Source organism: Flavobacterium sp. 2 (assembly GCF_049949195.1).
In the GTDB taxonomy this organism is placed as follows: domain Bacteria; phylum Bacteroidota; class Bacteroidia; order Flavobacteriales; family Flavobacteriaceae; genus Flavobacterium.
Window position 1 is genome coordinate 2,925,563 of record NZ_CP188206.1, and the last position, 20,402, is coordinate 2,945,964.

A 20,402-nucleotide genomic window follows, 5' to 3' on the forward strand; every position below is an offset into this window, starting at 1 on the left:
TTAAACTCATTTATCTATTTTTACCCGCAAATAAAACCACTATTTTGAAAGTTGTACATGTAATTGAGGCGCTGGGCGGCGGCGTTTATACCTATTTTAGAGATTTATCGACTTTCTTTGGAGATGATGAAATAAACCAAAACATAGAAACCACTATTATTTATAGCGGTAATCGAAAAGAAATTGATGCTCAAAAAATCAAATCTGAATTCTCAGATGGCATTAAACTGATCCAGGTTAATATGGTTCGGGAGCTTTCTCCTTTTCAGGATTTAAAATCGGCTTACAACTTAACTAAAGAACTGAAAAAAATCAATCCGGATATCATCCATCTTCATTCATCAAAAGCGGGTGTTTTGGGTCGAGTTGCCTATTTTTTCTTATTTAAAAAAAAGAAACTCTATTATACGCCTCACGGATATTCGTTTTTAAGAACAGATATTTCAAGTGCTTTCAGAACGATTTATTGGACAATTGAGAAAAATTTTCAATGTTTTTTTGGCGGAACAATTGTAGCTTGCGGCGATACAGAACAGAAAATCGCTCAAAAATTAGGACCCGCAAAATTAGTCCGAAACGGAATTGATATCGCTAGTGTACAAGAACATTATAAACCTCATCTAAACGAGAAATTAACGATTGGAATTATGGCCCGAATTACAGCAGCCAGAAATCCCGAAATGTTCAACCAAATTGCTTTAAAATTCCCTGATTTTAATTTTGTATGGATTGGTGACGGCGAATTGAGACATTTAATTACAGCTCCAAACATCAGAATAACGGGCTGGATTTTAGATCGAAAAACGGTTTTAAAAGAACTAAATAATATTGATATTTATATGCAGACTTCTCTTTGGGAAGGATTGCCAATTGCCGTTCTTGAAGCTATGGCATTGCAAAAACCTGTAATTGCCACTAATATAATTGGTAATAAAGATGCTATTTTGCACAACAAAACCGGATTTCTTTTTACTGATATTTCAGAATTGGATGGCTTTTTTGAAACTTTAAAAAATCCTGAAACCAGAACAGAATTTGGTGAAAATGCTTTGGCAAGATGTTACACTCTATTCGACAAAAATCAAAATTTTAAACAACTTCTGGCACTTTATCAAGAATAATTTTCTGTTGAAGCCAATAACTTGCAAAAATTGATGACCATAATCCGCTGAAGGCAATTCCGTCAAAGCGGAGCAAAAAATCATCAGTTAGATTTGAAGTGAAAAAAATCAGAAAAAACGAAAGTATCATCGCATTTTTCAAATCGTAACCTAAATAACCAATCGCAAAAATATAAATTGCTACGACCAAAGGTCCGAGAATTCCGAATTTTAATAAAAAATCCAAAAACTGGTTGTGTGTCGGAAACTCATATTTAGCTAAAAATTGCTGATTTGTGGCTTTGTAATATTTATTTAATTCGGGTTTTCCATCAGAAGCGCCAACGCCAAAAGGAAGGTGTTGCACAGACAATTCCCAAGCCGATTTCCATATCGAAATCCTTGTAACCAATGAATTAAAAACCTTAATTTCGGGATGATCAATTTCGTCCAATTTCCCCACTTTATCCATATAGGCAAAAGTTACTGACGAATATTTTTCTTTCATATAAGGATTTTTCTGAACGAATAAAAACAGAATTCCGCCCAATAAAATAACAATCGCAAAACCAGTTAAAACAATCTTTTTCAAATTGAATTTTGATCGGATTTCATAAAAGAAAACAATCAAAAATCCGATTAAAACATTTATTAAAGCCATTCTCGTATTTACCAAAAGCACGAAGAAAAAGGAAGATAAAAAAACGAATAGCGTACTGATTTTAAATACCAATTTCTCCTGATTTTTAAAACTTTCAAAAACAAAATATAACGCACAAACCGATACAAAAGCCAAGTGCATATTCAATGCCGGCGCATGAATCCCAATACTGTTTGCAAATTGATAACCCATTTCCCATAAATCAATTCGGTTAAGATATTTCTCCACCAAATCTGGAAACAGAACTACAAAACGGATTAAGAAAAAAAACATAATTAACGTTGTTCCAATAACATAAGTCCGAACTGTTTTAAGAAAATTGACGCGCTGATAATTTCCAATAATAAACAAAGGAAAAATCAATAACGATGTTCTTTTTTCAATTGCCTTTAATCCTTGGCCAAATGAATCATTATTCCAAAAAAGTAATAATTCCAATAAAATTGGCGAAGCAATACAAGCCATTAAAATGAGCTGTTTTTTAGAATATTTCAGATTTTTGAAAAACACCAAATTAAACGCAGCAAACAAAATAATCAGCAATGAACACGGTTTTCTGAAAATCATCATAACCGCAATCGCACAAAGAAAAATGTGAAATATTTTATTGAAGTTCTTTTCGGAAATGTTCATAATATAATGCAAAATAGATTAAAGGAAAAATCCCAATTTTATGTCGGACAGCCGAACCTAAATCAGGTTCAAAAACACCCTGAAGGATAAAAAAAGAAAACAAAATGAACATAATTAAAAGCTCATAACGGTACTTTTTTCTTTCTTTTAAACATTTGGAAAAACGAACCAATAAAATGTAAAACACCAAAAGTTGCCAAATTACAAAAACAATAATTTGAGGCGAAAGAATATGTTTTAAACCATTTACAGGAAGATTTACAGTAAAAAAACCGTAAAAAATTCCAATCGCTTCTCCATACCAGGTATCTGTTTTTACAGGCGATGTAATCATCGAATTGGCGTCTCCGGAAACCATTCGGGTACTGTTCACCACTTCCCTGCTGATTTCAGAAAAATATTTTCCTTTCAAAATTCCGTAGCTCAACGATAGAAAAACGGCAATCAGCAATCCGTAGAAAATTGTGCTTACGGTTTTATTTTTAAAATTAATGAAACTCACCAAATACATTCCACCGCCAACAACGGGAATCAAAGCAAAATAAGGTCGATATAAAGCTCCAAAAACAATTAAGAGCACTGATGCTATAAAAATGGTTTTCGGGAACGAAAACCGCTCATTTTGGCACAACAAAACAATTACCGCAATAAATAGATATGTTATAAATTCCTTTGATGGCATCGATATGAAAATCGCTATCATAAAAATACCCAAATAGACTAAAATGTTTTTGATATTCAGTTTTTCGAAGTTATCCGGAATCCCGATTTTGTATAAAATATAGATCAATATAGGAAACTGAATTAAGGCAATTACTGGAAAAGGAAGATGCCTGAATCCAATCACTTTATAAAACAAAATCGTAAGCGGATAACTCCCGAAATACCCAATTTCGTTGTACTTATCATAAATAATAATGGCTGTATCAAAGAAGAATTTTGGAGGCAAAACAAAATAAGCCAGAAATGCCACAACTAAATTAGCTGAAGCAATCAGCAAAAATGCCGCTGTACTTTTTTTGATTAATAATTGCATATTTCTCGTTTACTTTGACGCTCTGCGTTTTTTATTCAGGCTTCTTTTTAATCGGTAACCATTCAAAAAGAAAATCAAGGTTTTAAAGGACAAAAAATTATAAAATTTCATCACTTTGTCCACTTTTATGTTTCGTCCTTTTTTAAGGAGGTATTTCCAGGAAATTAAATCGTGCCAAATTTGCTTTTGTGTTTCAGGCGTCAAAACATAAAAATCCTTTAGAATTACCACATAATTGCAGGCCCAATAATTTTCGATGACTTTGTTTAGAGTTTCTGACAGTGTTTTTTGCGCACTCAGACCCTCTTTTACCATTTCATAAACGTCTTGAATATGTTTTGCACTTACCGTTGTTGTTATTGAACCCTCGCGCGCCTGACGGTACACATAAAATGATTTCGGATAAATGCTAAAAGTATTCAAATAATACATCAATTTTCCGCACCATTCTATATCTTCTGATTTTCTTCCAACAGGAAAAAACAATTTATTGTCAATTAAAATCGATCTTTTTATTACTTTATCCCAAGCCGAAGCAACGTATAAATCGTGATAAACTAAGTTTACAATTTCGTCTTCAAATTTCCCGCTTTTATTTTTTATAAATCGCTGATTGTATTTGCAGTGCACATCATTTTTTGAAAAAAAACGACTTTCCTCATGAATAATAATATCGGGATTTGTCTGAGAAATTAAATTGTTCAAATCTTCCAAAACCTGTTTTCCTTGCCAATAATCATCGCTGTCAGTAAAAATAATATAATCGCCCTTTGCTGATAATAATCCTGTATTTCTCGCATCAGACAATCCGCCATTTTCTTTGTCAATCAGGATTATCTGTGAAAATTTTTGCTTGTATTTCTGGCAAATTTCGAGCGAAGAGTCAGTCGATCCGTCATTGATTAAAATTAGTTCAAAGTCAGAAAAACTTTGGCACAAGATGCTGTCTAAACATTTTGGCAAATAATCCTCAACGTTATAAACAGGAATAATAATGCTAAAAAGCAAAGTCTCTTTCTGGATGTTCATAGCATAACTTTTTAATGCAAAAACACTTTTATTTTATCTTTTCGATAAATAACGATTGCCGAAACAAGGTTCCAGAAAAAAGAACTTGAAACAAAAGCAATCGCGGCGCCGGTCATTCCGTAAATGGGAATTAAAAATCGGTTCAAAGTAAAATTAATTACAACCGCAATCATTAAAATAACCTGAAAAATATGCTGTCTTCCCGTCATATTCAAATAAACCGAAGCTGTTCCAAATGCCGAACAAATTCCCTGACCAATAATCAAAATTAAAAAAGCCTCCTGAGCCACAACATATTGATGTCCAAAAATGGATAATATATGTTCTGAAAAATAACTAATCAGCACAATAACCGGAAGCGTAATTCCGAAAATTATGCGCGCGCTATGTCTGGAAACTGCTTTTAATTCTATCATTTTATGGCCCGAAAAATATTCTGCAATTTTGGCCGAAACTGTAATATTTATCGAAACAATTATTATAGAAATAATCGTCATTATTTTAACTCCAACCGAATAAAAAGCAACGGTTTCATCGTTTCGATATTTCTTTAAAAACATAATATCAAAACACATTAATAAAAACAACGCCATTGCACTGATTGCAATTGGATATGATTTTAAAAACACTTCTTTATGCGAAAATTTTTCAGCGGTTTTTAAACATTCTGTTTTTCTAAAATAGATAAAAACAAAAAACGAGCTCAACGCTGCGAGAAAAACAAATCCAAGTAGAAAAACATCAACCAAATACTCTTCTTCGTGCCAATAAAACAAAATCACTGAACCAATAATCAATGGAACATATTTGATAATATTCCGAAATAATTCGGCTACATATAATTTATCTAAAGCTCTGAAAACCTCTGTATTTAAGATCGAAATTCCAGAGAAAAACAACGTTGCCGCAGCTTTTAAAAGTATCGAATATACATCAGAATCAGCAAAATAGTTGTTAATCGTTTCTTTGCTGATAAGCGCAATAATCAGCAAAACCAGTAACGAAGTGCAAAAAAGCATTAGAACCATTTTTGCATATATCTTTTTTAATTCTTCGAGCGCATTTTGGCTTGCTAGTTTTCCTTTAAAATACAAAATCGACTGATCAAAGCCGAGCAAGCAAATACTTCCAATCGATAATAGAAATGAACGCACAAAATCGTACTGTCCAACTAATTTTGGGCTATAGGTTTTGGTAAGGAAAACGGTAAATCCAAATAACAATAATGCTCCAAAAACACGAAGTGATAAAGTGCTGAAAATTTGTTTTAAAAACAGATTTTTCGAAATCCTTTCTAATATAGCGTTGGTTTTCAATTTTTTAAAGTTGGTTTTCCTTTGAAAGCGCAAGCTGTTTGCGATAAAAATTCAAAAACAGACTTACCAGAACAAAAACAAAAATAAAGACAAATGGAAGAATCACTTTTAAATTTCCGTTCACTATTTTATTTTCATTTATATTCAGCGTAGAATTGATTTCTTTGATTGTTTTATCAAAAGTGATTAATTTGAATCTGTTTTTTCCTTGCTCAAGAATCAGTTTTTGTTTGGTTTTAAGAATGTCGTTCAATTGCAGATTTTCATTATAATAAACCACTTTATCACTTTTTGATTTGCTCGAAAGACCTTTTAAAACCTGATCTATTTGCGCAATTATAGTATCATTTTGCGCAATTTCTTTTTCAAGATTTTTATATCCAATTTTTTGAATCGCGTCAAAATAAGCCGAATTGTTCAAATATTTCAACAACGGTTCAATCACTTGTTTTTCGCTTATTTCTTCATTTGAAATAAAAGTAATTGTATGATACGTATAATTTTTGCTGGTTACATTGTCTTCTAAAACCTTTTTCACATCGCCAACCTCAGCCATTAATTTAATCAGTTCCAGATTTTGTTCCTTGTCTTCAATAAATTTGTAAACATCGGCAACAGGTTTAATTTCAATTCTTTTGATTGCATTTCGGTCAGAAATTCCTATCTGCGATAAAAAATCAATATCGCCTGCTGCAATTTTAGCCTGAATCAAATCAATTTTGGCGTACAAATAATCGACACTTTCAAAATTTGGTGCAACAACAACCTCATTCTTAAATGTTTTTTTATTCGAATCTAAATAAAATCCAAGAGCAACCCCAAGTACAATCAAAATAAGAACTGTAATCCATTTTCGGATAAAAAACTGAATCGTTCTAAAAATTGATCTGCTAACACGATCAAAAAAACCTCCAATGCTTTTTGAAAGCTGAAAAATATCAATTTCCTGATCTGTATTCTGGGGTACTTTTGTACTCATTTATTCGTTTATTTTACGTTGAAAATTTGTTCCAAAATTTTAATAGTAATCAAATACGTTGGTTTTACGCCGGTTGTTCCTAATCCACCTGAAGCCAATGTACTTCCGGTTTCCAAAGGATTATCTGATGCATAATATGCGTAACGCACTTTAATATCGTGCGGCACGCTTTTTCTAATTTTAGATGCCGACTGAATTGCTTTTTGGTAGTACGATCCTTCCATTTCCAGACCAATTACACCCCAAGTCGATTCGTGGAAAAACTTCAATAAATCTCTGTTTTGCAAAGATGTTCCTAAAACAGTCACCATTGCGCCTTCAAAAATTGCAATGTCATTTCCTTCAAACATAGCGCCTGTTAATTCATTTTCGAAGAAATAATTATCAGCCGTTCCTTCGTTGATATGTGCTGTAGGAATCATGATATCGCCTTTTCCGCCTTCCAGAATTCCGGCTTTACCCATAATCGAAACCGATTTAACATTCAGTAACGTTTCTTTTTTAAATGGTTTTAAAAGTTCATCGATGGTTTCATAAGCCTGCTCGCCGAATGCATAATCCATTACGATAATTACCGGTTTTTCTTCACCTACATTTGCGTTTGAAAATGCTGTTTTTGACCAGTCAATTTTAGCTGTATCAAAAATCTGAACATCGATATTTGTTCCTGAACAATCTGGTAAAGAAATCATTCCGTTTTTAAGTGCTAATTCTTCAACATGACTTCTAATTTCTTTTGAACCTGAACTGCTCAATTCTTCATAAATAAAGAAATCGGCTTTGCCTTTGTATTTTGAAGTTAATAATGGCGTCGCAAAAATTGAATTCATCACACTGTGCATGTTGGCACTGATCACGTGAATTGGTCGTTTTAAAAGATCGTTTGCTTTTAAAACTTCCTTGATATTTGTTGCCCAGATTTCTCCGTGAATATGATGTCCTAAACGCTCACGCAAAACAGGACTGAAAGTAATTGTTCGTTTATTGTTTTCAACAATTTCTTCGATTGCCAATTTTCCTAACCAATAAATTACGTGCAAGAAACGATCTGGCGCATTTTCTGAACCGAAAGCATCGTAAATATCTAAAACTTCTTCAAAAGTTCTGGCTAAGATATTCGCAACGTGCGAAATTGCTTTTTCTTTTTCAATCTGCGAAAGCTTTTTTGTCTGCGTAACAGCTTGTTCTAATTTTAGCCAATCGCGCGAAACTTCTCCGCCGTCGTCAATTAAAACTCTGTTTTTGATTTTATGCGATTCTATGAAAATAAAAGTCAAATGCGTCAGAATATCATAAATGTCTGAACGTCCGCGCGTGATTTCGACATTCATTTGTTCTTCGTCGATTCGGTAACAGTTTCTTCTTCTTTTTGGAGGAACAATTGGCTGAAAATGCGATTTTGAATATCCTTCGTCTGAAGTTAAATTGATGAATCGGCATTGTTCAATTCCTATCGGAAGACGCTCTATAACGTACAAAAGTCCGTTTAGTTCTACTTTTTCTTCGGCGATATTTCCGTAAATTTCCGGACGTAAAGCCAGTAATGATTCTCTTAAACTGTCGCCAGAAACTCCCATTGGTTTATAAAAACCACGGTTGAATAAATGGCGCATTGTAATGTACATTTTTTCAATAGCCGCAGATGATTCCTGCGCTCTTGATCTTGATATATGTTTGGTTTCTTTCATGCTATTTTATTTTGTAAACTCAAATGTAAATTCAAATGTAGGGAAATACAAGGCATGCCTCATATCTACAATATGATTTTTTTTTAAAATCATATTGATTTATTTTTTGTTTTAAATTTATCCTTTGCCCAATTTTCTGGATTTGAAACAATGTAATCGGAAATTCTTTGATAGTCATTATTACTTCTAATGATATTGTCGTAAAATAATTTTTGCCATTTATGTGGATATCCTAATCTGTTGGCATGTTTGGTTACGGCAGATTTATAGGATCCAACAATTGACGAAATGGTGTTTTTTCCAATATTTTGAAACCGTGGAGACAGGGGGTGTTGAGACAGGGCATGCCCTGTCTCTACGTTGTTATTGGTCGATTGTTTATCGATAATCAAAATTCCATGAATATGATTTGGCATGACCACAAAATCGCCTAATTCAATATTTTTATGATGTATTGGAATTTGATGCCACAATAGATCCGCAATAATTCCGACCTCTGACAAAATCATTTTATTATTTTGAATTTTTCCAAAATAATGTTCTCTGTCTTGTGTACAAATTGTTATAAAATAGGCTCCGTTCCAACCATAATCCCACCATTGCGCTCTTATTGAAGAAATGCGATATTTATTTTGAAATTTTTCTTTATTCATAATAACTTAATGCTTCTATCTTTTTTTATTCATTAAAAAAGAGGCATTAACTTACAAATATAAATATTTTCCTACTTTAAATTATCCGCAATCTTTCTATCATTCGACAATCTCGGAATTTTATTTTGTCCTCCTAATTTTCCCTGTGATTTCATATATTCCTGAAATCCGTTTTTTGAAACTTTGGTAATAACTACTTTTTGCAAAACATTTCCAGTAATTAAATCGTCATAATATATGTTTTGTTTTCGCATCGAATCGTCGATCGCTTCCGCGAAAATTTCAATGCTTTCCGGTTCTCTTTCAAACTCTATTAACCATTCATGATACGGTAATCCGCTTGACGGCGTAATTTGAGGCGCAACCGTAAATTCATTTATTACGATATTAGTTCCAGCGGTCGCTTCTTTCATTGCGTTTTCTACTTCATTGGCAATAACGTGTTCTCCAAAAGCCGAAATATAATGTTTGATACGTCCAGAAACTATAACACGATATGGAGCCAAAGACGTAAACTGAACAGTATCGCCAATATTATAACCCCAAAGACCTGCATTCGTAGAAACAATCAAAGCATAATTTACACCCAATTCAACTTCTCCAATAGTATATCGTTTTGGGTTTTCGGTAAAAAATTCATCGGCTTTAATGAATTCGTAGAAAATTCCAGAATTCAAAAGTAAAAGCATTCCTTTTTCTTTTTGAGAATCTTGATAAGCAAAAAATCCTTCCGAAGCCGGAAATAGTTCAATACTGTCTACTTTTTTGCCAATCATTTGTTCAAATTTGGCGCGATACGGTTCGTAATTTACGCCTCCGTAAATGAACAAATTAAAGTTTTTGAAAATCTCGCTGATCTTTTTTCCATCGCTTTTTTGCTGTAAACGCTCAAAATACATTTGTACCCAAGACGGAATTCCTGAAATAACCGACATATCTTCTTTGATCGTTTCGTCAACAATAGCGTTTACTTTGGTTTCCCAATCATCAATACAATTGGTTTCCCACGACGGCATTCGGTTTTTCTGCAAATATTTCGGAACAAAATGTGCGACGATTCCAGAAAGTCTTCCAAATTTGATTCCGTGTTTTTCAGTTAAAATTGGGCTTCCTTGCAGGAAAATCATTTTTCCATCAACAAAATCGGCATTTCCGGTTTCGTGAATATAATGCAGAATCGCATTACGCGCAGCTTTAACGTGAAAAGGCATTGATTCTTTTGTTAAAGGAATATATTTTGCGCCAGAAGTCGTTCCTGATGTTTTTGCAAAATAAATTGGTTTTCCTTTCCAAAGAATATCTGCTTCACCAATTTTGACTTTTTCAATATATGATTTCAAGTCTTCGTAATCCCGAATTGGAACGTTTTTTTGAAAATCTTCAATCGTTTTTATGCTTCCAAAATCATGATCTTTTCCAAATTCAGTTTCTTTTGCATTTTGAATCAAATTTTTAAAAACTTCAAATTGCGTTGCAACTGGTTTATTTGACCAAGTTTGTGTTTGATTGTATATTTTTCGCGCAAAAATTTTTGCTGCTATCGATTTAATTGACATTTGATATGGTATTATTTTTTGTCGCTTTTCTTTTTCTTGGTTTTGTTTTCGCCTGATTCTTTCTCTATTTTGGCAACATCTTCTCTAAGTTTTATTTCTTCTTCAGAAGCTTTCATATTGAGTTCACCTGGTTCGTCAACTTCTGCCAAAATGGAATCTTTATTGAATTTTGCATAATCCAGTTCGCCTCTCAAAACTTTCTGAACGCCTTGCAAATAGGCTTCATTTTTCTTTAGCGCCGTTTCTAATGAATCAGATTTTATTGCCAATTTAGTCGCATTCCGTTTCAATTCAGTCGAAGAATAACCCGGAATAAATTCGCGCAATGGTGTAAATGCAATAATAAAAGTGGTTACTAAAATTAAAAATATTCCACCTAAAGTAAACGTAACAAAGACATTCATTAACGTTAACCGAAATGAAAAAATCTCTTCAAATGTGTTTTCATTCAAAATTACCAATCGGTTTTTGATGAATAATTTTTTTCTGAAATCAAATTTTTTCTTCGTCATTTTAGATGATTATATGAGCAAATATAGCAATTAATAGTATTGATGGCGGCGAAGAAAAAACGACAAATAATGTAATTTTATTATTTTATAAAATATTTAACGCGGTAAGAAACAAATATTTTAATCCAAAATCTCTTGTTGTTCGTATATTCTATATACCTTTGCGGTGAAAAACGAAAATCAATTTGCTCCGGCATTAAATATAAAACGATGGGAAGATTAGGTCTTACAGAAATCCTTGTTATAGTAGGTATTGTGATATTACTTTTTGGAGGTAAAAAAATTCCAGAATTAATGAAAGGTTTAGGAAGCGGAATCAAAGAATTCAAAAACGCTGCTAAAGACGATCAACCTGCGGCTTCTAAAAAAGAAGAAGAAGAAACGAAATAAGAAATTCGAACGTATTAATAATCCCAGATTACAAATTGTAGTCTGGGATTTATTTTTATTGTCTGTTGGAATTTTTACAAAATCATCGTCAACTGAATTCTCTTTCTATCTTCATCAACTTCAGTAACCTTCACATCAACATGTTGGTGTAATTTTACCACTTCATTTACATCACTTACAAATCCGGCTTTTAACTGAGAAATATGTACCAAACCACTTTCTTTAATTCCAATGTCAACAAAACAACCGAAGTTGGTGATGTTATTAACAATTCCTGGTAAAATCATTCCGATTTTTACATCTTTGATCGATTTTACGTTTGCATCAAATTCAAAAACCTTAGCAGACTTTCTTGGGTCTAATCCAGGCTTTTCAAGCTCTTTAATGATGTCTTTTAATGTTAGTAAACCAATTTCAGGTGTAATATACTTTTCAGGCTTAATAAGCGCTGTTTTCTCTTTGTTTGCAATTAAGTCGTTTAGAGAAATGTTCAAATCTTTCGCCATCTTTTCAACAACTGGATAAGCCTCTGGATGCACTGCCGAATTATCTAGCGGATTTTTAGCATTTGTAATTCTGATAAACGCTGCGCCTTGCTGATAGGCTTTATCGCCCAAACGCGGTACCTTTTTTAACTGCTTTCTGTCTTCGAAAGGTCCGTTTTCAGAACGATATTGTACAATGTTTTCGGCAAGCTTCTCTCCTATTCCACTCACATAACTTAGTAAATGTTTACTTGCGGTGTTGATATTAATTCCAACCGAGTTTACGCAGCGAATTACTGTACTGTCCAATTCTTCTTTTAATTTTGTCTGATCAACATCATGTTGATATTGTCCAACTCCAATGGCTTTTGGATCGATTTTAACCAATTCGGCCAAAGGATCTGAAAGTCGTCGCCCGATAGAAACTGAACCACGAACCGTTACATCATAATTTGGAAATTCTTCTCTCGCAATTTTCGAAGCTGAATAAACCGAAGCCCCAGCCTCAGAAACAATAAAAACCTGCACCGGTTTGTCGAATGCTATTTTTTTTATGAAAAATTCGGTTTCTCTTGAAGCTGTTCCGTTTCCAATAGAAATAGCATCAATTTGATACGCATTTACCATTGAACGGATTTTCTTGATCGCCATTGATTCCTCATTTTGAGGCGCGTGTGGATAAATAGTTTCATTGTATAATAAATCGCCTTTTTCATCCAAACAAACTACTTTACAACCGCTTCTAAATCCTGGATCGATTGCCAAAATTCGTTTTTCTCCCAAAGGCGGAGCCAATAATAACTGACCTAAATTGTTTGCAAAAACCTGAATAGAATTCGCGTCGGCTTTTGCTTTTGCTTCCTGCAAAGTTTCATTTCCAATCGCAGGATTCAATAAACGTTTATAACTATCCTCAATTGCCAGCTGTAAATGAGCTGTTGTATTATTTTGTTTTTTAATGATAATTTCGTCAATAACATCGTAAGCGTCATCGATATCAACATCGATTTTCATTTTGATAAAACCTTCATTTTCTGCACGAAGCATTGCCAATAAACGGTGTGCTGGCGCTTTTGTCAACGATTCTTCCCAATCGAAATATTGACTGAATTTTTGTGCACCTTCTTCTTCGGCTTTCTTTTTAACCACTTTTGTGGCAATGGTTGCTTTTCTCTGAAATAATCTACGAAGCTGTTTACGAACATAAATATTTTCGTTAATCCATTCAGCTACAATATCTCTAGCGCCCTGAATTGCCGCTTCTTCATTAATTACATTTTCATTAATGTATTGCGTTGAAAGGAAATCTATATCGACATCACTTTCTGAAATAATCAATTTTGCTAAAGGCTCTAAACCAAATTCGCGGGCAACATCTGCTTTTGTTTTTTTCTTCTTTTTGTATGGAAGATAAAAATCTTCAATTTCCTGTAAATCGAAACTATCTTCAATTTTTTTCTTCAATTCTGGCGTAAGCGCTTTTTGCTCTTCAATAGATTTAAGAACGGCTTCTTTACGTTTTATAAGTGTATCATAATCTTTTTGCAGTTTTGCAATCAGCTCAATTACAGTTTCATCAAGATTTCCTGTACTGTCTTTTCGGTAACGCGAAATAAACGGAATCGTACAATCTTCTTCTAATAATTTTACTGTGTTTTGAATACTTACTGCCGGCGCCTGAACAGACTTGGCAATGAATTGAATATTAGTCATACTTTTAATGAAATAAATTCTTAATTATAAATTAGTATAATTTACTTGTTAAAACATACAAGGAAAATCACTAACCGTTCGGCTAAAATAATATCTTTGTTTTTAATATTATGTCAATGGAAATTTTTTTACTCTATTTTTTATTTATAAATATCATCGTTTTTATTCTTGCTGGATATGATAAACATCAAGCTCGAAAAAATAAACGAAGAATCCCTGAAAACACGCTATTCTTTCTACAATTAATTGGAGGAACTCCAGGTTTATTAACAGCGATGTTAATCTTCAGACATAAAACGAGTAAAACTTCATTTATTGTCAAATTCACGCTGATTTTTTTAATTCAAGCTTTCTTCATTTACCTTAAATTAAGTTCTAAAATATAGATATTAACATTGTTAATAACCTTAAAACTTAATATTTAATTAACTTAAAATCAATTATTTATAATAAAAAACCGGGCGGATTTAAAAATCCGCCCGGTGTATATTTATCTATTGGTGCGAAGCACCGAATTTTTTTTTGACTTTTTATGCGCAAGCGATTTTATTCACTCTATTTTGATGTCTTCCACCTTCAAAAGCAGTATCAAGAAAAGTTTCAACGATTTCAACAGCTTGGTGAATAGAAGTAAAACGCGCTGGAATGCTCACAATATTTGCATCGTTGTGTAAACGTGTTAAATAAGCGATTTCTTTAGTCCAACATAAGCCAGCTCTTACTTTCGGGTGTTTATTAACAGTCATTGCGATTCCATTTCCGCTTCCGCAGATTACAATTCCAAAATCAGCTTTTCCTTCAGACACATCATTTGCAACCGGATGCCCAAAATCTGGATAATCTACAGAAGCATCAGTATCTGTACCATAATTAGTTACTTCATATCCTCTAGCTTTCAGCATTTCAACAATTGCTTTTTTATATTCTGGACCTGCGTGATCGTTTCCTATTGAAATTTTCATTTTTCTATACTATTTAGTTGTGTCTTGCAAATTTAATTAAAGAATATCGAAGTAACCGTTTTTAAAAACATAAAATATATCTTTCCGCCACGAATTCACGAATCTTTAATAATTTCAAAATTTCATAACTGTATTTAAAAAAAATTCGTGAATTCGTGGCTAAACTCAACTATCTTACTGTCAAAACCTTATCAGTTATTAACAATTTTGATAACTCTATAACTATCTCACAATCAATGAAAAATAAACAGAATATTTGTTAAAATTTTGAGGTGTTAATAGGACTTTGTAATTGCTTGATATTCAATTAACTTTAAGTTAACAGAAAATGTTAATAAGTTCGAAAAGAAAATTAGAAGTTTTTTTTGGTTGTGTCGAAAAAAAACCTAATCCAAAACCGGAATGAAATATGCAAGAAAAGTTTCGTGAATTTTTGGAAAAGTTATCAATATCAAAAATGACATTTTCAACAGAAATCAACATATCAACTTATCTACAAAATGAATTCATTTTTGGTTGTCAACCGTTGTTAATTAAAATACAAAAAGTCTTATAAATTAATCATTTAACTAAATATAACTATGTTGATAACTCAATATAACTAAGAGAAACTTCATTTCAATACTTTTAAAAATAAATTTATTCGACATATTAACAAGCTATAATAACCATAAATTTTTTTTAAATTTTTAAAAATCTTTTTTGTTGTATTTAATATATGTTGAAAACTAAAAAAGATGAAAAGGAAAAAAAATTTTTTTTGAATTGAATTTTACCTTGATTTGAGTTTGTTTTGAATTTTGTTTCAGACAATTTTCAGAGGATTGTTGAGATTGTCCAGAATTTCCTGAACTTGTTCGAAATCGTCCGGATGAACTTTCAGGCGAATGCCTCCCAGCGCTGCAGAATACATTGGAGCGACTGAAAGCGTCATTTCGTTTTCAAAGAAATACGGAATTTCTTCCTGTTCAAGTAAGTGTTTCAGAACCACAGTTTCGTGCTGATAATTGAATATGGCGATGGTTTTAAAGCTTTCCATAAAGGTCTTTTTGTAAATGTACGAAAAGTTATATTTTTAATAATTCTAATTGTTAAAATCTATATTCTGATATCTTATTTGTAATTTTAAACCTTATAAGAAAAGATATATGAGTAAGAAAATTAGAAAGCCGATAAAAAAAGAGAAAGATTTCTCTAGTAAGATAGTAAAAATTTTATCGCAAAGTGCTAATAAACCATTCAATTATAAACAAATAGCTGCAAAGCTTGAACTTGATGATACAAATAGCAGAAATCAGATTATTAAAGATTTGAAAATTCTTGCAGCTCAAAAGAAGATTATTGAAACTGAACCCGGAAAGTATTTAATCAAAGCAATTAGTCAGGATTATTACGAAGGAACGATAGATATGACGAGCAGAAAAACGGCTTATTTTATTTGTCCCGACTTTGCAGAAGATGTTTTTATTCCGACAAATAATTTGAATAGAGCATTAGATAAAGACAAAGTAAAAGTTTACGTTTATAACCGAAGAAAAGGAAAAAGACCTGAAGGTGAAGTAATTGAAGTTATAGAAAGAGATAAAACAGAGTTTGTTGGAGTTATTGATATTCAGCCCAATTTTGCTTTTGTTTCGACTGCAAATCCTAAAATGTATACCGATATTTTTATTCCAAAAGATAAAATGGGTGAAGCAGAAAACGGTGATGTTGTTTTAGTTAAGATTGAAGATTGGCCAAAAAGAGCTGATAGTCCGTTTGGATCTGTTATCAGAGTTTTAGGAAAACCAGGAGAACATAATACAGAAATTCATGCTATTTTAGCTGAATACGGATTGCCTGCAGATTTTCCGGTTGAAGTAGAGGTTTTTGCACAAAAACTAGATACTTCAATTCAGGAATCTGAAATTGCAAAACGTCGTGATATGCGTGATACACTTACGTTTACGATTGATCCAAAAGATGCAAAAGATTTTGATGATGCGTTGTCTTTCAAAAAGTTAGAAAATGGAAACTTCGAAATCGGAATTCATATTGCCGATGTTTCTTATTATTTAGAAGAAGGAACAATCCTGGATGATGAAGCATATCAACGAGCAACTTCAGTTTATTTGGTTGATAGAGTAGTGCCAATGCTTCCGGAAGTTTTGTCTAATTTTGCGTGTTCGCTTCGTCCGAATGAAGAGAAATATACATTCTCTGCAGTATTTGAAGTTTCGCCAACTTCACAGGTTATTAACCAATGGTTTGGAAGAACAGTAATTTATTCCGATCAGCGTTTTGCTTACGAAGAAGCACAATATATCATCGAAACAAAAGACAATACGATTCCGGTTGATATTTCAATTACTGGAGAATCTTATGTAGTTTCTGATGAAATTGTGGAAGCTACTTTAAAATTAGATGAATTAGCTAAAATTTTAAGAAAGAAAAGAATGCAGAATGGTGCTATTTCTTTTGATAAAGTAGAAGTGAAATTCAATTTAGATGCTGAAGGAGAACCAGAAGGAGTGTATTTCAAAATTTCAAAAGATGCGAATCATTTGATTGAAGAATTCATGCTTTTGGCCAATAGAAAAGTGGCAGAATACATTGGAAAACAAAAGAAAACCTTTGTTTACCGTATTCACGATGAACCAAATGAAGACAAATTAATTGCAATGGCAACAGTAATTGCTAAATTTGGATATAAAATAGATTTCCGTAATAAAGGCGATATTTCAAAATCATTGAATGCCTTGATGGAAGAAGTAAATGGAAAAAAAGAGCAAAACTTAATTGATACTCTTGCGATTAGAAGTATGAGTAAAGCCAAATATTCGACAGAAAATATTGGTCATTATGGTTTAGCTTTTGATTATTATAGTCATTTTACATCGCCAATCCGTCGTTATCCAGACGTTATGGTACACAGATTGTTGCAATATTATCTGGATGGAGGCGCTTCTGTAGATGAAGAAACGTACGAAACAAAATGTCTGCATTGTTCGAATATGGAAAGTTTAGCGACTAATGCTGAACGTGACAGTATCAAATACATGCAGGTTAAATACATGCAGGATCATCAGGATGAAGAATTCCTTGGAGTTATTTCTGGTGTTACAGAATGGGGAATTTATGTTGAAATCGTTTCGAATAAATGTGAAGGAATGGTAAGAATCAGAGAAATAAAAGATGATTATTATACTTTCGATGAAAAACAATATGCATTGGTTGGAGCAACTTCAAACAGCATTTTGCAATTGGGAGACGAGATTTATGTTAAAGTAAAAAATGCTGATTTAGTGAAGAAACAACTTGATTTTCATTTTTTACGAAGAGCCGAATAGTTATTAATTAAAAAAATAAAAGTATGAAAAAGCTAATTATTGGAGCAGTAATTTTATTTGTTCAAATGTCTTTTGGTCAGGTTACTAAAGACTTAGGTGATTTTGATACCGTAAAAGTATTTGATAAGTTAAGTGTAAAATTAGTTCAGTCATCTGAAAATAAAATTGTTATAAAAGGGGCAAGAGAATCTGAAGTAGAAGCCGTAAATAAAAACGGAACTTTGAAATTAAGAATGCCTTTTCCAAAGCTTTTATCAGGAAATGATCTTGATATTACGCTATATTACAAACATATAGAACTTATAGATGTAAACGAAGGAGCAGAGGTAAAAAGCAGTGAAGCTATCAAAGCAACTTCTTTTAAAGTAAGTGCTCAGGAAGGCGGAATAATTGATGCAGCATTAGATGTTGATAAACTAAAAGTAAGTTCAGTTTCTGGAGGTAAAATTACTTTGACAGGTAAGGCAGCAAATCAAGATGCAAGTTTAGGAGCCGGAGGTTATTTATTAGCAAGTAAATTAGAAACGTCTCAGACTACTGTAAGCGTTTCTGCGGGAGGAAAAGCTGATGTGAATGCATCAACCCTTGTTGACGCAAAAGTAAGCGCAGGAGGCTCTATTTACATTTATGGAAAACCTAGACAAATAAACCAAAAAACAGTTTTTGGTGGTAAAATTGAAGAAGTAAAATAATTTTTGATGATAAATGATATTCTGGCTGGACTGCCATGGGGACTTGTTCTGAGCTTTATGGTAGGTCCGGTATTTTTTGTTTTATTAGAAACCAGCATTACAAAAGGATTTAGAGCTGCAATAGCTTTTGATTTTGGAGTTGTTTTAGGTGATGTTTTTTTTATAGCTATTGCTTATTTAGGAAGTTACAGACTGATTTCCAGCTTAAAAGATGATCCTGCACTTTTTATTTTTGGAGGTATAATAATGCTTGCCTATGGCGTAATTTCTTTTGTTAAATTGAAAAAAGAAGAAAAAATCAATGATGAAGAAATTGATCGTGATATCTTGAAAAGAAATTATGGAAGTTTGTTTGTAAAAGGCTTTTTACTTAATGTTATCAACATTGGTGTTCTTGGTTTTTGGCTTGCCGTAATTATTTCTGTCGGACCAAAATTAGATATGCAAACTTCAAGAATGATGACATTTTTTACTTCTGTAATCATTACTTATTTATTAATTGATTGTGGTAAAATTTTATTAGCCAAACAGTTAAAATCAAAAATGACTCCAACTAATATTCTTAAAATAAAAAAGGGAATTAGTATCGTTTTAATGGTTTTCGGATTTGCTTTAGTAATTCAAGGGTGGTTTCCTAAAGAAAAAGAAATGGTTAAAAACGCTTTTGAAAGAATAGAAAAGAAATAGTTGTTGATAACTCAAAAATATAAAATTAAGCCTCTGAATTTCAGAGGTTTTTTTGTGTTTATAATTGTTAGTTTTGAAATTTTTATAAAGTTATTTACATAGATTTTGTCATTTCGACGAAGGAGAAATCTTCGCAAGTAACTCCGTAATAATTGTCCAATCTTTGTCGAGCTTCTTGTGAAGATTTCTCCTTCGTCGAAATGACAAGATCGTGGAAAGTTTAAACATAAAAAAACCTTCAAATTGCTTTGAAAGTTTTAGAGGCATCGTCCGGATTCGAACGTAAATCTTTATCTAATTTTTTCTAAAAATTAAACATAAAAAAACCTTCAAATTGCTTTGAAAGTTTTAGAGGTATCATCCGGATTCGAACGTAAATCTTTATCTAATTTTTTCTAAAAATTAAACATAAAAAAAACCTTCAAATTGCTTTGAAGGTTTTAGAGGCATCGTCCGGATTCGAACCGGAGTAGGAGCTTTTGCAGAGCCCAGCCTAGCCGCTCGGCCACGACGCCATTGCTTGAACGGATGGCAAAAGTAACTAAAATCTTTAAATTTCAAAAGTTTCGAATGAAGTATTTTAAAATTTTAGATTTTTAATTTGAAAAATTACTTTCTAATTTCCGTCATTTTTATTGTAACTGATTCAACATCACCGCCAATAGGTGGATTTACTTTTGAAACCCAAACTGTTGTTTTTTCTACCGTTTCTATCTCTGCAAGCACTCGAATATTGATTCTTTTGGCCACATGTTCCAATAAATGGGAACGAATTGCCATTTCTTCGGCAACAATTTTATTCAAATGAACGTAATCAACAGTGTCTAAAAGATGATCTGTTTCGGCTGATTTCTGAAGATTTGTTTTAATTTTTAGATCGACAGTATAATCAGATCCAATTTTTCCTTCTTCAATTAAACATCCGTGGTAAGAAAAAGTACGAATGTTTTTTAGTTTTATAACTCCCATTTTTATATTGTT

The 20,402-nt window shown here is 32.4% G+C and carries 19 protein-coding genes and 1 tRNA gene; 6 read left to right on the forward strand and 14 right to left on the reverse strand.

Annotated elements, in window-relative coordinates:
- The first annotated feature begins 44 nt into the window (after window positions 1–44).
- Window positions 45–1,121, forward strand: coding sequence for a glycosyltransferase (locus tag ACNFIH_RS12600; RefSeq protein ID WP_426483421.1), 1,077 nt, complete (start codon window positions 45–47; stop codon window positions 1,119–1,121).
- Here the strand turns inward: ACNFIH_RS12600 and ACNFIH_RS12605 are convergent.
- The 9 genes from ACNFIH_RS12605 to ACNFIH_RS12645 form a co-directional block, all read right to left on the reverse strand.
- On the reverse strand, window positions 1,090–2,394 hold the full coding sequence (locus tag ACNFIH_RS12605) for an O-antigen ligase family protein (RefSeq protein ID WP_426483422.1): 1,305 nt from the start codon (window positions 2,392–2,394) through the stop codon (window positions 1,090–1,092). The genes ACNFIH_RS12600 and ACNFIH_RS12605 overlap by 32 nt on opposite strands.
- The gene (locus ACNFIH_RS12610) at window positions 2,366–3,430 is read right to left on the reverse strand and encodes a hypothetical protein (protein ID WP_426483423.1); all 1,065 of its coding nucleotides are present in this window, start codon (window positions 3,428–3,430) and stop codon (window positions 2,366–2,368) included. The genes ACNFIH_RS12605 and ACNFIH_RS12610 overlap by 29 nt, the downstream gene beginning before the upstream one ends.
- 9 nt (window positions 3,431–3,439) lie before the next feature.
- Window positions 3,440–4,459, reverse strand: a complete 1,020-nt coding sequence (locus tag ACNFIH_RS12615) for a glycosyltransferase family 2 protein (RefSeq protein ID WP_426483424.1) — start codon at window positions 4,457–4,459, stop codon at window positions 3,440–3,442.
- A gap of 11 nt (window positions 4,460–4,470) precedes the next feature.
- On the reverse strand, window positions 4,471–5,775 hold the full coding sequence (locus tag ACNFIH_RS12620) for an oligosaccharide flippase family protein (RefSeq protein WP_426483425.1): 1,305 nt from the start codon (window positions 5,773–5,775) through the stop codon (window positions 4,471–4,473).
- Window positions 5,776–5,779: 4 nt separating this feature from the next.
- Window positions 5,780–6,754, reverse strand: a complete 975-nt coding sequence (locus ACNFIH_RS12625; protein WP_426483426.1) for a hypothetical protein — start codon at window positions 6,752–6,754, stop codon at window positions 5,780–5,782.
- An 8-nt stretch (window positions 6,755–6,762) separates the two neighbouring features.
- Window positions 6,763–8,442 (reverse strand): DUF6909 family protein, encoded by a 1,680-nt coding sequence (locus ACNFIH_RS12630; protein ID WP_426483427.1) that lies wholly within the window; start codon window positions 8,440–8,442, stop codon window positions 6,763–6,765.
- A gap of 89 nt (window positions 8,443–8,531) precedes the next feature.
- The gene (locus ACNFIH_RS12635; RefSeq protein WP_426483428.1) at window positions 8,532–9,095 is read right to left on the reverse strand and encodes a transposase; all 564 of its coding nucleotides are present in this window, start codon (window positions 9,093–9,095) and stop codon (window positions 8,532–8,534) included.
- A 71-nt stretch (window positions 9,096–9,166) separates the two neighbouring features.
- A complete protein-coding gene (locus tag ACNFIH_RS12640; RefSeq protein ID WP_426483429.1) occupies window positions 9,167–10,651 on the reverse strand; it encodes a GH3 auxin-responsive promoter family protein in 1,485 nt (494 codons plus the stop codon).
- Between the two features lie 11 nt (window positions 10,652–10,662).
- The gene (locus ACNFIH_RS12645) at window positions 10,663–11,163 is read right to left on the reverse strand and encodes a hypothetical protein (protein ID WP_035646673.1); all 501 of its coding nucleotides are present in this window, start codon (window positions 11,161–11,163) and stop codon (window positions 10,663–10,665) included.
- Between the two features lie 210 nt (window positions 11,164–11,373).
- Here ACNFIH_RS12645 and ACNFIH_RS12650 point away from each other — a divergent pair, with 210 nt between their 5' ends.
- Window positions 11,374–11,553: a Sec-independent protein translocase subunit TatA/TatB gene (locus ACNFIH_RS12650; RefSeq protein ID WP_426483430.1), complete on the forward strand. Its 180-nt coding sequence runs from the start codon at window positions 11,374–11,376 to the stop codon at window positions 11,551–11,553.
- Window positions 11,554–11,627: 74 nt separating this feature from the next.
- Here the strand turns inward: ACNFIH_RS12650 and ACNFIH_RS12655 are convergent, their stop codons facing one another.
- On the reverse strand, window positions 11,628–13,751 hold the full coding sequence (locus tag ACNFIH_RS12655) for a Tex family protein (protein ID WP_426483431.1): 2,124 nt from the start codon (window positions 13,749–13,751) through the stop codon (window positions 11,628–11,630).
- A 116-nt stretch (window positions 13,752–13,867) separates the two neighbouring features.
- Here ACNFIH_RS12655 and ACNFIH_RS12660 point away from each other — a divergent pair, with 116 nt between their 5' ends.
- Window positions 13,868–14,137: a DUF1294 domain-containing protein gene (locus tag ACNFIH_RS12660; protein ID WP_035646894.1), complete on the forward strand. Its 270-nt coding sequence runs from the start codon at window positions 13,868–13,870 to the stop codon at window positions 14,135–14,137.
- A gap of 144 nt (window positions 14,138–14,281) precedes the next feature.
- Here ACNFIH_RS12660 and rpiB read toward each other — a convergent pair whose 3' ends face one another.
- Both rpiB and ACNFIH_RS12670 read right to left on the reverse strand, forming a co-directional pair.
- Window positions 14,282–14,713, reverse strand: a complete 432-nt coding sequence (rpiB, locus tag ACNFIH_RS12665; protein ID WP_008465784.1) for a ribose 5-phosphate isomerase B — start codon at window positions 14,711–14,713, stop codon at window positions 14,282–14,284.
- A gap of 805 nt (window positions 14,714–15,518) precedes the next feature.
- Window positions 15,519–15,752, reverse strand: coding sequence for a putative signal transducing protein (locus ACNFIH_RS12670; RefSeq protein ID WP_026727317.1), 234 nt, complete (start codon window positions 15,750–15,752; stop codon window positions 15,519–15,521).
- 109 nt (window positions 15,753–15,861) lie between these two features.
- On the opposite strand from ACNFIH_RS12670, the gene rnr reads away from it, so the two are divergent.
- From rnr to ACNFIH_RS12685, 3 genes are read left to right on the forward strand one after another with little or no spacing between them, the layout of a single operon-like run.
- Window positions 15,862–18,042 (forward strand): ribonuclease R, encoded by a 2,181-nt coding sequence (gene rnr / locus ACNFIH_RS12675; RefSeq protein ID WP_426483432.1) that lies wholly within the window; start codon window positions 15,862–15,864, stop codon window positions 18,040–18,042.
- Between the two features lie 23 nt (window positions 18,043–18,065).
- Window positions 18,066–18,734, forward strand: a complete 669-nt coding sequence (locus tag ACNFIH_RS12680) for a head GIN domain-containing protein (protein ID WP_035646681.1) — start codon at window positions 18,066–18,068, stop codon at window positions 18,732–18,734.
- A 6-nt stretch (window positions 18,735–18,740) separates the two neighbouring features.
- Entirely contained in the window at window positions 18,741–19,421 is a 681-nt protein-coding gene (locus ACNFIH_RS12685; RefSeq protein WP_142449879.1) for a LysE family translocator, read from the forward strand.
- Window positions 19,422–19,865: 444 nt separating this feature from the next.
- Here ACNFIH_RS12685 and ACNFIH_RS12690 read toward each other — a convergent pair.
- Both ACNFIH_RS12690 and folB read right to left on the reverse strand, forming a co-directional pair.
- Window positions 19,866–19,936: transfer RNA gene (locus ACNFIH_RS12690), tRNA-Cys, on the reverse strand.
- Window positions 19,937–20,030: 94 nt separating this feature from the next.
- Complete coding sequence (gene folB / locus ACNFIH_RS12695) at window positions 20,031–20,390, reverse strand: dihydroneopterin aldolase (protein WP_035646687.1); 360 nt, start codon at window positions 20,388–20,390, stop codon at window positions 20,031–20,033.
- Window positions 20,391–20,402: the final 12 nt, after the last annotated feature.

Bases quoted from the DNA above. Each gene is read 5' to 3' on its own strand.
- ACNFIH_RS12650 (WP_426483430.1), top strand. From the start codon at position 11,374: ATGGGAAGATTAGGTCTTACAGAAATCCTTGTTATAGTAGGTATTGTG.
- ACNFIH_RS12680 (WP_035646681.1), top strand. From the start codon at position 18,066: ATGAAAAAGCTAATTATTGGAGCAGTAATTTTATTTGTTCAAATGTCT.
- ACNFIH_RS12660 (WP_035646894.1), top strand. From the start codon at position 13,868: ATGGAAATTTTTTTACTCTATTTTTTATTTATAAATATCATCGTTTTT.
- ACNFIH_RS12645 (WP_035646673.1), bottom strand. From the start codon at position 11,163: ATGACGAAGAAAAAATTTGATTTCAGAAAAAAATTATTCATCAAAAAC.
- rnr (WP_426483432.1), top strand. From the start codon at position 15,862: ATGAGTAAGAAAATTAGAAAGCCGATAAAAAAAGAGAAAGATTTCTCT.
- ACNFIH_RS12610 (WP_426483423.1), bottom strand. From the start codon at position 3,430: ATGCAATTATTAATCAAAAAAAGTACAGCGGCATTTTTGCTGATTGCT.
- folB (WP_035646687.1), bottom strand. From the start codon at position 20,390: ATGGGAGTTATAAAACTAAAAAACATTCGTACTTTTTCTTACCACGGA.
- ACNFIH_RS12655 (WP_426483431.1), bottom strand. From the start codon at position 13,751: ATGACTAATATTCAATTCATTGCCAAGTCTGTTCAGGCGCCGGCAGTA.
- ACNFIH_RS12685 (WP_142449879.1), top strand. From the start codon at position 18,741: ATGATAAATGATATTCTGGCTGGACTGCCATGGGGACTTGTTCTGAGC.
- ACNFIH_RS12640 (WP_426483429.1), bottom strand. From the start codon at position 10,651: ATGTCAATTAAATCGATAGCAGCAAAAATTTTTGCGCGAAAAATATAC.
- ACNFIH_RS12670 (WP_026727317.1), bottom strand. From the start codon at position 15,752: ATGGAAAGCTTTAAAACCATCGCCATATTCAATTATCAGCACGAAACT.
- ACNFIH_RS12605 (WP_426483422.1), bottom strand. From the start codon at position 2,394: ATGAACATTTCCGAAAAGAACTTCAATAAAATATTTCACATTTTTCTT.
- rpiB (WP_008465784.1), bottom strand. From the start codon at position 14,713: ATGAAAATTTCAATAGGAAACGATCACGCAGGTCCAGAATATAAAAAA.
- ACNFIH_RS12635 (WP_426483428.1), bottom strand. From the start codon at position 9,095: ATGAATAAAGAAAAATTTCAAAATAAATATCGCATTTCTTCAATAAGA.
- ACNFIH_RS12625 (WP_426483426.1), bottom strand. From the start codon at position 6,754: ATGAGTACAAAAGTACCCCAGAATACAGATCAGGAAATTGATATTTTT.
- ACNFIH_RS12615 (WP_426483424.1), bottom strand. From the start codon at position 4,459: ATGAACATCCAGAAAGAGACTTTGCTTTTTAGCATTATTATTCCTGTT.
- ACNFIH_RS12630 (WP_426483427.1), bottom strand. From the start codon at position 8,442: ATGAAAGAAACCAAACATATATCAAGATCAAGAGCGCAGGAATCATCT.